This window comes from Polaromonas sp. AER18D-145 (genome assembly GCF_002379095.1).
Lineage (GTDB): Bacteria > Pseudomonadota > Gammaproteobacteria > Burkholderiales > Burkholderiaceae_C > Polaromonas.
On record NZ_NBZV01000015.1, the window covers coordinates 77405 to 88840 of the forward strand.

Genomic DNA, 11436 nt, shown 5'->3' on the forward strand with positions numbered 1-11436 from the left:
CCCCCGCGGTGAGGCGGGGGTCGGTTGGCGCAAGGCTCAGTTGAGCTTGATGCCTTTTTCGGCAAAGTATTTCACCGCGCCAGGGTGAAACGGAATCGGCGTGGCGCTTGTCTTCTGGTTCTCGAGCTTGAAGTTGGCCGCTTCCTTGTGCACGGCAATCAGGTCGTCGCGCTTGTCGAAAATCGTCTTGACGATGTTGTAGGCGGTCTTGTCGTCCATGTTCTCGTGGGCGACCAGAATGTTCATCACGGTGGCCTGCTTGTTGTCGGTGTCCATGCCCCGGTAGACCTCCTTGGGGATCACGTCCTCGACGTACAGGTTGCCGTACTTTCTGTTCATCGCAGGCACCACCTCGGCATGGTCAACCATCTTGAGCTTGGTGCCGGGTGTATTGGCCAGGTCGGTCACGCCGGCGGTGGGCAAGCCGCCGACCCAGAAGAAGGCGTCGATCTTGCCGTCCTTGACGGCATTGACCGATTCGGCAACGCTGAGGCGCTCGCGCTTGATGTCGCGGTCCTTGTCCAGGCCGGCGGCTTCGATCACGCGAAACGCCATCACCTCGGTGGCGCTGCCGGGCGCGCCGGTGGACACGCGCTTGCCCTTGAGGTCGGCTATTTTGGCGATGCCCCGGCCCTCGACGCTGACCACATGCATGCGGTTCGGGTACAGCACCATCAGGGTCTTGAGGGGCACCTTGTTGCCCTTGAACTTGTCTTCGCCGCGGTAGGCATCGAGCCCCGCATCGGTCATGCTGAAGCCGATATACGGTTTGCCGCTGGCGATCAGCTTGAGGTTGTCGACCGAGCCGCCCGTGACTTCGGCCGTGGCCTGCATGCCAGGCACATGTTTGGACAGCACGGCCGCCATGCCCCCGCCCATGGGGTAGTACACACCACCGGTGCCCCCGGTGGCGATGGAGATGTTTTGCGCGCCAGCGCCGAAGGACAGCGCAAGGCCTGCAAGCAATGCGTAAAAGCGGGGTTTGAAAATCATCATGTTTGTCTCCTTGTAGGCACGGGCGGGCTGACCAGCCCCTGCAGTTTTTATTCTGACACGTGGTTTTGTTAGCACACTAATAGTTTTCCCGCAGATGGGGCGGGGTGGCGAGTTTTGCTTTCTCGCCTGGCCGGAGGTGGCTCAGAGCTTGACCTTGCCGGTCCAGATGTCCTTGTACATGACCCAGTCACCCATGAAGCTGTAGAGCGGGCGCTTGAAGGAGGCAGGTTTGTTCTTTTCAAACACGAAGTGGCCGACCCAGGCAAAGCCGTAGCCGCACAGCAGGCCGGCCAGCAGCCACCACGGGTTGCGCGTTGCGACCAGCGCCGCCAGGCACAGCAGCGAGAGGCTGGAGCCCGCGAAGTGCAGGCGGCGGCAGGTGCGGTTGCTGTGCTCGCTCAGGTAGAAGGGGTAGAACTCGGCAAAGCGCTTGAAGGCTTTGGCGTCTGCCGCTGGGCGCGTGCTGGAGGGGGTGGTGTCCATGGCTTGTCTCCGGGCGTTGTTGTGGGCCGATGATCGCTACTTTTCCAAGCACAATAGCAGCTATGTCTGATGTGTTCAACTCCCGCTCCCCGAATGATGCTGCCAGGCGCTGGGTCGTGTGCCTGTGTGCCGACTGGTGCGGCACCTGCCGCGATTACCGGCCGGTTTTCGACCAGGTGGCTGCGGAGCACCCGGGCACATCCTTCATCTGGCTCGATATTGAAGATGAGGATCAGGCGGCGCTGGTTGGCGAGCTGGACATTGAAACTTTCCCCACGTTGCTGATTGCCGATGGCGCCAGGCTCCGGTTCGCCGGTCCCTTGCTGCCCCATGCCGGCACGCTGTCGCGCCTGTTGGGGGCGCTGGACAAGGATGGCGCCGTGGTCACTGCGGCCGATCCGGCCCTGAACGCCTTGGTGCAAACGCTGCACCAGCAGATCAGCTCAGGCTGAACCCACCTCAAACGGGGCGTTCAAAAAACCCCTGAAACGGGCACGTCCGCCGCGGGTCGGCGCAACGGTCAGGCGGTAGTCGGGGAAACGCTGCAGAAAGCGCCCGACGGCGATGCGTCCCTCCAGCCGCGCCAGGCTCAGACCGGCGCACTGGTGGATGCCGAAACCAAAGGCCAGGTGCCGGTTGTTTTCGCGCGTCAGGTCCAGCTGTTCGGGGTGGTCGAATTGCGCCGGGTCGCGGTTCGCCGCGCCTAGGCACAGCGTGAGCAGCGCGCCTTCAGGCAGGTCCACGCCGCCGACCTGGCAGTCCTTGAGCGCACGGCGGTTGCCCAGCTGGTTGGATGACTCGAAACGCAGGAACTCGTCAATTTCAACAGTCAAATCAGCCTCTGTCCCTTGCTGGTCCTGCGCAGGCAGCTTCATTTTTGATAGCAGATGCGCCCGGGCGCCGGGCCACTCCTGCAGGGCAACCAGGGCGTTGCCGATCAGGTTGGTGGTGGTTTCGTGGCCGGCGTTGAGGATGAAAACGCAGTTTTGCAGCAACTCGGTCTCGCTCAGTTTTTCACCGGTCTCCTCGCCCTGAATCAGGCGCGTCAGCACATCATGCTCCGGATCGCCCGGATTTTTTCGGCGCTCGGCCACCAGGGTCTGGAGGTAGGTCGTGAACTCGCTGACATTGCGGTTGCCCAGCGCTTCCTGTTCAGGTGTGAGTTTGGGTTCGAGCGCGCCCAGAATCGCCAGCGACCAGCCGCGCAGCGGTGCGCGGTCGGCATGGGGCACGCCCAGCAGGTTGCCGATGATCTCCACCGGAATCGCCGAGGCAAAGTCCTCGATCAGGTCGCCGCCGCCCCTGGCTTCGATGGCATCGAGCAGGCCGTCCACCAGCGTGACCAGCCCCGGCTCCATGTCGGCAATGGCCCGCCGCGTGAGGGCGCCCATGATGAGCTTGCGCACGCGTGTGTGCAGCGGCGGGTCATTGAACACCAGGCTGGTCGTGTGGTGCTCGAGCAGTGGTGCGCCCGCGCCGTACTTGGGCGTGAACTCCACCTTCTTGTCCGAACTGAAGGTCTGCGCATCACGGTAGACCGCCACGAGGTCGGCGTAACGCGTGAGGAAATACGAGCCGTCGGGCATGCGCCGCACCGGCGCGGTCTCGCGCAGCAGGGCGTAGACCGGATAGGGGTTGGCGTAGAAGTCGGGCGGCAGGGCGCGCAGGTCGAAGCTGGCGGCAATTTCCCGCACACGTTCGGGCGACAGGGGCGGTGTGATGGCGAAGGGCGTGGCGTCGGTCATGCGGCGATTTTGGCACGCAGACAGCCACAGCGCCGGCCGGTTGCGGGCCGGGTTCAGGCGGGTCGCCGGATCTGCGCACGGGCGTCAGCCGCCTGGCGTTGCGCTGCGGCCGCGCCTTGCTCTTCAGGTCACGGGGTTTTCAGGAAATCCCGCATCGCAAACAGCGTTGCCTCCGGCGCCTCGGTCATCTGGTGGTGGCCGACCGGCAGGCTGGCGACCTGCACGGTTTTGCCGCTGGCCCGGGCCTTGGCGATCAGCGGCTGCGCGGCTTTGGCCTGCGTCATCTGGTCCTGCGCGCCGAGCAGGAACAACACCGGGCAGGTGATCTGGGTGATGGCGTTGTCGCCATTGGCATAACTGTCGCAGGCCTTGAAGCCGCGGTGAAAGACATTGACCTGGGTGTTGCTGGCCAGCACGCGCCGGCCCAGCGCCATGCTGGCGCCATAGACCCAGGTGCCCGGGCCCAGCGCCGAGGGCGGTGCGGCCAGGGTGCTGCGCGAAAACACATTGATCATGGTCAGCGCCTTCAGAGGCTCGGCCAGCGAGGCATCGAGCAGCGTCTGCGACACCTTCATCGGGTAAGCCGTGCCGACCAGCACGAGGTGGCTCACGCGCTCTTTCAGGCGGGACGCGGCCTCCAGCGCAATCAGCGAACCCCAGCTGTGGCCAACCAGCGCGGCGCGCTGCACGCCGGCCGCGTCGAGCAGGGCGGCCACGAAGTCGGCGGCTTCTTCCACCGTCGAGGGCGCCTCGCCCGCGCTTTTGCAGTGGCCCGGCAGATCCACGGCCAGCACGTTCCAGCCGTGGTGGGCCAGGTAGCGGCTTTGCAAAATCCAGACACTGTGGTCGTTGAGCACGCCGTGGATGAAAACCACCGTGGGTTTGGCTGCATCGAAGGGCTTGCCGCCGGTGTAGCAGTAGGTGGGGTGGCCGTTGACTTGCAAATACATATCAGTGGATCTCCAGACCGTTCGCCCCGGGCCATGTCGAAGGGAGGGCTTCGACAGGCTCAGCCCGAACGGGGTTGTGGGTGGTTCAGGCGGCTTTTTCCGCAGCCTTCAGGGCGCGCTTCAGGTCGTCAATCAAATCATCCGGATCTTCCAGGCCGATCGACAGGCGTATCGTGCCCTGCGTGATGCCGGCGCCCGCCAGCGCTTCGTCCGTCATGCGGAAATGCGTGGTGCTGGCCGGGTGAATCACCAGGCTGCGGCAGTCGCCGACGTTGGCCAGGTGGCTGAAGACCTTGAGGGTTTCGATGAAGGCCTTCCCCTGCTCGCGGTTGCCCTTGATGTCGAAGCTGAAGACTGAGCCGGCGCCGCGCGGCAGCAACTTTTTGGCCAGCGCGTGGCTGGGGTGGGTCTCCAGCATCGGGTGGCCGACGCGCGCCACCAGCGGGTGGCTGGCGAGAAAGGCGACGATCTTTTCGGTGTTGCTCATGTGCCGCGCCATGCGCAGCGGCAGGGTCTCGATGCCCTGCAAAATCAGCCACGCGGTGTGCGGGCTCATGCAGGCGCCGAAGTCGCGCAGGCCCTCTCGCCGCGCGCGCAGCAAAAACGCGCCCACCGTGCTTTCCTCGCTGAACACCATGTTGTGAAAACCGTCGTAGGCCTCGGTCAGTTCGGCGAATTTGCCGGACTTTTCCCAGTCGAAGCTGCCGCCGTCGACCACGATGCCGCCAATCACCGTGCCATGACCGCTCAGGAACTTGGTGGCCGAGTGGTAGACCAGGTCGGCGCCGTGGTCGAAAGGCTTGATCAGCCAGGGCGAGGTCAGGGTGGAGTCCACCAGCAGCGGCACGCCGGCCTCGTGCGCGATGCTTGACACGGTGGGCATGTCCAGCACGTCCAGCCCCGGGTTGCCGACGGTTTCGCCGAAAAACAGTTTGGTGTTGGGGCGCACCGCGGCGCGCCAGCCGGCGATGTCGCCGGGTTTGACAAAAGTCGTTTCAATGCCGAAACGCCGCATTGTGTAGTGCAGCAAATTCTGGCTGCCGCCGTACAGCGCCGTGCTGGCGACGATATGCGAGCCCGCGCCCATCAGCGTGGCAATAGACAGGTGCAGCGCGGCCTGGCCGCTGGCGGTGGCAATCGCGCCTATGCCGCCTTCCAGCGCGGCCACGCGCTGCTCCAGCACCGCGTTGGTCGGGTTGCTGATGCGCGAATAAACGTGGCCGGCGCGCTCCAGGTTGAACAGGCTGGCGGCGTGGTCGCTGGATTCGAAGACAAACGAGGTGGTCAGGTGAATCGGCACGGCGCGCGCACCGGTGGCCGGGTCGGGCGCGGCGCCGGCATGCAGGGCCAGCGTGTCGAAGCCCGGGTCAGAATAGCCAGACATGGTGTCTCCAGAAAATGGCGGAAGGAATCGGGAAAAACGGCAGCCAGTCTGAAACAACTTCAGGTGGCTTGCAAACGGATTGTGGGCTATATTTGATCTGAATTTTCCGCCGGGCGGTACCGGGGAAGAACCTGAAAACTGCCGAGACAAATTCCTGAAGGAGTGCCCCATGAAAGTCCTAGATATTCTGCGCGTCAAAGGCAACACGCTTTACACCGTCCAGCCCGATGAGCCGCTGTCCAAGGCGACCCAGATCATGGCGGAAAAAGACATCGGTTCGCTGGTCGTCATGGAACACGGCGACCTGGTGGGCATGCTGACTTTCCGCGAAGTGATTCTGTGCATTGTCAAAAACGGTGGCGAGATCGGCAACACGCTGGTACGCACGGCGATGGACGATGCGCCGCTGACCTGCACACCCGACACCGAGATCGACGAAGTCCGCCGCATGATGCTGGGCCGCCATGCGCGCTACATGCCGGTACTCAACAAGAAAGTCCTCGAAGGCGTGATCTCGTTTTACGACGTGGCCAAGGCCGTGGTCGATGGCCAGAACTTCGAGAACAAGATGCTCAAGGCCTATATCCGAGACTGGCCGGCCGAGGATGAGCCAAACCAGGCGCCTTTGCTTTGAGTTGCGTGGGGGTGGCATGAACTGTTTGCCTGATTTTCTCTCCCTTCCGGAGAGCGAGCGCGCCAGAACAGCCTGTCGCAGGCAGTGATTGCAACGCGCTTTGCTACATATTCAATAGCTGTCAGCGACTGCTGCTAAAGGGCGGGAGGCAGATTCGTCCACACATGAAGCGGCCGCAGCCCTTGACCATGACAACTATCTGGAAATCCGCCGCATGGCGGTGCCAGCCCGTGCCTGTTTCTGGTGCCATGTTCGCCTTGACCAGGTGCGCGATCACCTTGCCGTGCGTGGCTTCGGCAATGCCCAGGTCGCGGTAAAGAAAGAAATCCCGCAAACCGCCGGAAACAAACTGTGTATCTCCGGGTTTGACGTGGGAAAACAGGGTGGTGGTGCGGTCCAGCATGGGGGCTCCTTCCAGCAGTGCATCAATGAGGAATGCTGCGCTGCAGCAAGCAGGAGGTGTTCCAAGTGCTGGCCGCTTGAGCAAGTTGCCCTTCCATGTTTTGCGTCAAGCCACGGTCCATTTGGTCATGGATGTACATTCAACTGGAAGGATGAACAAAAAAAGGGGGGGCAGGATGGACGCTGCATTCAAGCGAATCTTCAAAAAAACGCTGATCAGAATTCTGATCATTTGTGTCCTGACGAACTGGTTCGTCTTGGGGATATATTTTTGGAAGTTCGCTCCAGGAAATTGGCTTGAGTTGTCTGCCAGCCAAGAAATTTGGGCTCAGTTCGGCGATTTTTATAGCGGGCTGATGGGTCCGTTTCTCTCCTTTCTCGCTTTTGTTGGAATCCTTTTTACCGTGCTACTGCAGATGAAGCAGCTTGATCTCGCTAAGCACCAAGCAGAAGTTCAAGAGATGCAGCGTGTACTTGCAAGTATCTCTGCGCAGATGGACCAGATGCTGAACGTGGTTCCTCCCTACTACGCCGCTAACCAGCAAGTACGCAAGGATGCAGCCCCTCTAACTCTGTTCGATCACATCTCCGCGTTTGGCACAGATCTTCTAAAACCAATTCAAGATCAGAATTTCGCGAATGCGTTTAATCAGTCAATCGTTAATGATGTGAAGCAAGACATATCGATGAGCGTCAGCGCTCTTGCGCTGGAGTTCCACAGCCTCGGCTGGGCGCTCGAAAAATATATTGCTGCAGGTGGAAACGAGACAATCGTGGAGTTCTACAAGTTCCGCTACGGCGCGATCATCACGTGGCTTGACGTCATGGGGGTTATCGGTGCGACCTCCAGGATTCGGTCAGTTATCGACTTGAACGTATTAAGGCAAGCAATGGTTGGCAATGAGCCGGGTGGAGACAAAGCAGGTCGCGGCTACTAAGCCACACCATTCATCTGGGATAATCCCCGCATGAGCGGCAACACCTTCGGCACCTTATTCGCAGTCACCAACTTCGGTGAATCCCACGGCCCGGCCATTGGCTGCGTGATTGATGGCTGCCCGCCCGGCATGGCGCTGAGCGAGGCGGACATCCAGGGCGACCTGGACCGGCGCCGGCCTGGCACCAGCAAATACGTGACGCAGCGCAACGAACCGGACGCGGTGGAGATCCTTTCCGGCGTGTATGAAGGCAAGACCACCGGCACGCCGATCTGCCTGCTGATCAAGAACACCGACCAGCGCAGCAAGGACTACGGCAACATCCTGGACACCTTCCGGCCCGGCCATGCGGACTACAGCTACCTGCAGAAGTACGGCATTCGCGACCCGCGCGGCGGCGGCAGGGCCTCGGCCCGGCTGACCGCGCCCATGGTGGCGGCCGGTGCAGTGGCCAAGAAGTGGCTGCTGGAGAAATACGGCACCACCTTTCGCGGCTGCATGACGCAGATCGGCGACATCGCGATTCCCTTCGAAGCCTGGGAGCACGTGCCGAACAACCCGTTTTTTGCGCCGGTAGCCGATGTAGCCAAGCTGGAAGCCTACATGGACGAGTTGCGCAAGGCCGGTGACTCCTGCGGCGCGCGCATCCGCGTCACCGCCACCGGCATGCCGGTCGGCCTGGGCGAGCCGCTGTTCGACAAGCTCGACGCCGACATCGCCTTTGCCATGATGGGCATCAATGCCGTCAAGGGTGTGGAAATTGGCGCGGGGTTTGCCAGCGTCACGCAGCGCGGCACCACGCACGGTGACTCGCTGTCGCCCGCGGGCTTCAAGTCGAACAACGCCGGTGGCGTGCTGGGTGGCATCAGCACCGGGCAAGATCTGGAAGTGTCGATTGCCATCAAGCCGACCAGTTCCATCCTCACGCCGCGCGAGTCGGTGGACATGGCCGGCGCACCGACCACCGTGGTCACCAAGGGCCGGCACGACCCGTGTGTGGGCATACGCGCCACGCCGATTGCCGAGGCCATGCTGGCGCTGGTGGTGATGGAGCATGCACTGCGCCAGCGCGCGCAGTGCGGCGACGTGGTGCCGCCCATGCAGGCGATCAAGGGCTCCGTGTGAACCGGGCCTGACCATGCCTGAAGCTGCGGCCAGGCGCCGCCAGCTGGTGCCGTTTGCGGCGCTGTCGGCCAGTTATTTTGCGCACATCGGGTTTTTCAACCCGTATCTGCCGCTGTGGCTCAAGGACCTGGGCTTCAGCATCCTGGCGATCAGCCTGCTGACCTCGGTGCAGGCCGCCACGCGGCTGTTTGCGCCCTACGGCTGGGGCGCGCTGAGCGACCACACCGGGGAGCGCGTCAAGCTGCTGCGTTACGGCGCCACGGTGGCACTGATCTCGTCCCTCGGCCTGTGGCTGGACTTTGAGTCCACCTACGGCGTCTGGTGGCTCACGGCCGTGCTGCTGGTGATGTTCACCCACACCAGTTCCATGATGCCCATGAGCGAAGCCGCCATGGCGCACCTGATCAGCCAGGGCGGTGCCTTTGACGCACGGCGTTACGGCCGCGTGCGCCTGTGGGGCTCGCTGGGGTTCCTGTTCACGGTGTTTGCCGCGGGCAGCTGGTTCGAGGTTTTTGGCATGAAACACTTTCCGGCCTGGACCTTCCTGTCGCTCTTGGCCGTGACGGTCAGCGTCTGGCTGCTGCCGGACCTGAAGGAGGCGGTCAGTGCCCACGACCTGAAGCTGCCGGTGTTGCCGATTCTTCGCCAGCGTGCCGTGGTGTGGTTTTTTGCGTCGGCGTTTTTTCATGTGCTGGCGCACATCAGCATTTACGTCTTTTTCTCGCTCTACCTCGACGCGAATGGCTACAGCAAAACCATGATCGGCGTGTTGTGGGCGTTTTCGGTGGTGGTGGAAATCGGCTGGTTCTACACCCAGGGCCGCTGGCTGCCGCGGCTGAGCCTGACCGCCTGGCTGATGGTGTGCTCGGCCGCCATGGCGCTGCGCATGGGCATCACCGCCGTCTGGCCCGGTGTGCTGCTGCTCATGCTGGTGGCGCAGGCGCTGCATGCGCTGACGTTTGCGACGCACCACACGGTCTGCATCGCGCTGCTGTCGCACCATTTCCCCGGACGGCTGCGCGGCCGCGGCCAGGCGTTGTACGTGGTGGTGGCTTACGGCCTGCCGGGTGTGCTGGGTGGCCTCGTTGGTGGTTTGCTCAGTTCGGCGTTCGGGCTGGTCAGTGTGTACTGGGCCTGCCTCGCCGCGAGCCTGGTCGCGACGGCCTGTGCCTACCAGGCCTGGCGCGTGCAGCGCAGCCTGGACGGTCTGAACCCCTCTCCCTCTGGGAGAGGGCAGGGGTGAGGGCGGCGGCCTGCGCGTCAAGTTGCAGCAAGTGAGGGGCTGGCGGCCCTCACCCCAACCCTCTCCCGGAGGGCGAGGGAGCTCAGGACGTGATTGCAAGAGCATTTTAGGCCTGCAGCCCTTGTCCCACGGTCGCAAGCAGCTATCAATACAGTAGCGTACGGCGCTGAACCGGTCAGCGTTCCGGCGGGGCGCGAAAGGGGTTGAAACCGGTGATCAGCGCGGTGGCGGCCAGCACCAGCACGCAGCCGGGCGCCATGCCCCAGGTGACCGGCTCGCCGAGGAACATGCCGCCCCAGGCCACGCCGAACAGCGGAATCATGAAAGCCGCCGAGGTGGCGGCGCTGGCCGTGATCTCGCGCATCAAGCGCATGCTGATCCAGTACATCAGGCCCGAGGTGAAGATGCCCAGCACCGCCACGGCGATCAGTGCGCCGCTGGTGTAGTGGGCCGAGGGCAGCGCCACACCGGAGGGCAGCAGCAGGATCAGCGCGGCCGCCACATGCACCACGGCCGAGGCCGGCAGCGGATCGTGCGCCATGGTCGCGCGTTTCATCAGGATGGCGCCAAAGCCATAAGCAGCGGCAGCGGCGGTGCAGGCTAGCGCGGCCAGCACGACGCGGGGCGTCACCGCCACCGGCCCCAGCTGCACCAGCAGGGCGACACCGGCAAAACCCACGGCACAACCGAGCAGGCGGCGCGACGAGAGCCGCTCCTCGCGCGCGAGCGCGGCGCCCAGCACGCCGAACAGCGGCGCCGTGGCGTTGAGCACGGCCGAATACCCGGCCGGGATCACCAGCGCGGCCCAGTTGAAGAGCACAAAGGGCGCGACCACGGTCAGCACGCTGAGCAGCGCCAGGCGCGGCCAGGCCGCACGCGGCGGCCAGTGCTCGCGCAGCGCGCGCATCAGCAGGGTCAGCACCAGCGCCGCCAGAATGCAGCGCACACCGGCCAGCAGCCACGGACCGAACGCCGGGCTGGCAATGCGAAGCAGGGGAAAGGAGCCACCCCAGAGGGCGGACAGGGCGATGAGCTGTAGGAAGTGTCGGGTGTGCATGAAAGGCCGGTCGGATCAGGGGATTGTCCGGGATTCGGGGCGGGTGTGCAGGGGGAAGCTCAGGCGTGTCTTGGCTCTTGTTCTCTTGTCTGACATCATGGGTTTGCCGACAAGCCGGGTCTCGGCCCGGCGGCCGACTCACTTTCTCTTGCGTCGCCAAGAGAAAGTAAGCAAAGAGAAGGCGACCCGATGGTCTGGGTCCCTTCGCTTCGCTACGGGCAACCTGCGGTGCTCGGCAAAAGCGGGGTCTCGCTCGAACTCGCCTTCGGCTCAGACAATCGCGAGCCCTGATCCGCTTTTGCCTGCGCTCCCCGGCCCATCCCGACGGGTGGGGAAACGAATGCGGGTTCGGGATCGGGTGCGGGGAGACATGACGTGCGAAGCGCGTCATGTCGGGCTCAACAGACCGTCATGTTTGCACGCGAGCGCAGCACACACGGCCAAATGAAGCTCCCCGCCATCGCCCAGCGGGGCGAGGG

At 63.5% G+C, this 11436-nt stretch carries 11 protein-coding genes and 1 pseudogene; 5 read left to right on the forward strand and 7 right to left on the reverse strand.

The annotated features are described in order from the left end of the window. Positions 1-36 precede the first annotated feature (36 nt). Positions 37-996 (reverse strand): TAXI family TRAP transporter solute-binding subunit, encoded by a 960-nt coding sequence (locus tag B7G52_RS09960; RefSeq protein WP_096697448.1) that lies wholly within the window; start codon positions 994-996, stop codon positions 37-39. 141 nt (positions 997-1137) lie between these two features. Further along, positions 1138-1479 carry an Mpo1-like protein gene (locus B7G52_RS09965; protein ID WP_096697449.1) on the reverse strand — a complete coding sequence of 114 codons (342 nt, stop codon included), beginning with the start codon at positions 1477-1479 and terminating at the stop codon, positions 1138-1140. A gap of 62 nt (positions 1480-1541) precedes the next feature. Here B7G52_RS09965 and B7G52_RS09970 point away from each other — a divergent pair, with 62 nt between their 5' ends. Continuing rightward, on the forward strand, positions 1542-1931 hold the full coding sequence (locus B7G52_RS09970; protein ID WP_096697450.1) for a thioredoxin family protein: 390 nt from the start codon (positions 1542-1544) through the stop codon (positions 1929-1931). On the opposite strand, the gene B7G52_RS09975 is transcribed toward B7G52_RS09970, so the two are convergent. The 3 genes from B7G52_RS09975 to B7G52_RS09985 form a co-directional block, all read right to left on the reverse strand. Further along, complete coding sequence (locus B7G52_RS09975) at positions 1923-3224, reverse strand: cytochrome P450 (RefSeq protein ID WP_096697451.1); 1302 nt, start codon at positions 3222-3224, stop codon at positions 1923-1925. The two genes, B7G52_RS09970 and B7G52_RS09975, sit on opposite strands and share 9 nt — an antisense overlap. 128 nt (positions 3225-3352) lie before the next feature. Continuing rightward, positions 3353-4174, reverse strand: coding sequence for an alpha/beta fold hydrolase (locus tag B7G52_RS09980; RefSeq protein WP_096697452.1), 822 nt, complete (start codon positions 4172-4174; stop codon positions 3353-3355). Between the two features lie 85 nt (positions 4175-4259). Next, positions 4260-5558 carry an O-acetylhomoserine aminocarboxypropyltransferase gene (locus tag B7G52_RS09985; RefSeq protein WP_096697453.1) on the reverse strand — a complete coding sequence of 433 codons (1299 nt, stop codon included), beginning with the start codon at positions 5556-5558 and terminating at the stop codon, positions 4260-4262. 169 nt (positions 5559-5727) lie between these two features. Here B7G52_RS09985 and B7G52_RS09990 point away from each other — a divergent pair, with 169 nt between their 5' ends. Further along, positions 5728-6192, forward strand: a complete 465-nt coding sequence (locus B7G52_RS09990; protein WP_096664800.1) for a CBS domain-containing protein — start codon at positions 5728-5730, stop codon at positions 6190-6192. A 163-nt stretch (positions 6193-6355) separates the two neighbouring features. On the opposite strand, the pseudogene B7G52_RS09995 reads toward B7G52_RS09990, so the two are convergent. Continuing rightward, positions 6356-6595, reverse strand: a pseudogene (locus B7G52_RS09995) (cupin); the annotation flags it as partial. On the opposite strand from B7G52_RS09995, the gene B7G52_RS10000 reads away from it, so the two are divergent. The 3 genes from B7G52_RS10000 to B7G52_RS10010 are packed head-to-tail and all read left to right on the forward strand — an operon-like array spanning position 6594 to position 9900. Next, complete coding sequence (locus tag B7G52_RS10000; protein WP_170954734.1) at positions 6594-7532, forward strand: hypothetical protein; 939 nt, start codon at positions 6594-6596, stop codon at positions 7530-7532. The pseudogene B7G52_RS09995 and the gene B7G52_RS10000 overlap by 2 nt on opposite strands. A gap of 30 nt (positions 7533-7562) precedes the next feature. Then, positions 7563-8657, forward strand: coding sequence for a chorismate synthase (aroC, locus tag B7G52_RS10005; protein WP_096697455.1), 1095 nt, complete (start codon positions 7563-7565; stop codon positions 8655-8657). A 13-nt stretch (positions 8658-8670) separates the two neighbouring features. After that, positions 8671-9900, forward strand: coding sequence for an MFS transporter (locus tag B7G52_RS10010; RefSeq protein WP_096697456.1), 1230 nt, complete (start codon positions 8671-8673; stop codon positions 9898-9900). A gap of 175 nt (positions 9901-10075) precedes the next feature. On the opposite strand, the gene B7G52_RS10015 is transcribed toward B7G52_RS10010, so the two are convergent. Continuing rightward, on the reverse strand, positions 10076-10957 hold the full coding sequence (locus tag B7G52_RS10015; protein WP_096697457.1) for a DMT family transporter: 882 nt from the start codon (positions 10955-10957) through the stop codon (positions 10076-10078). Positions 10958-11436 lie beyond the last annotated feature (479 nt).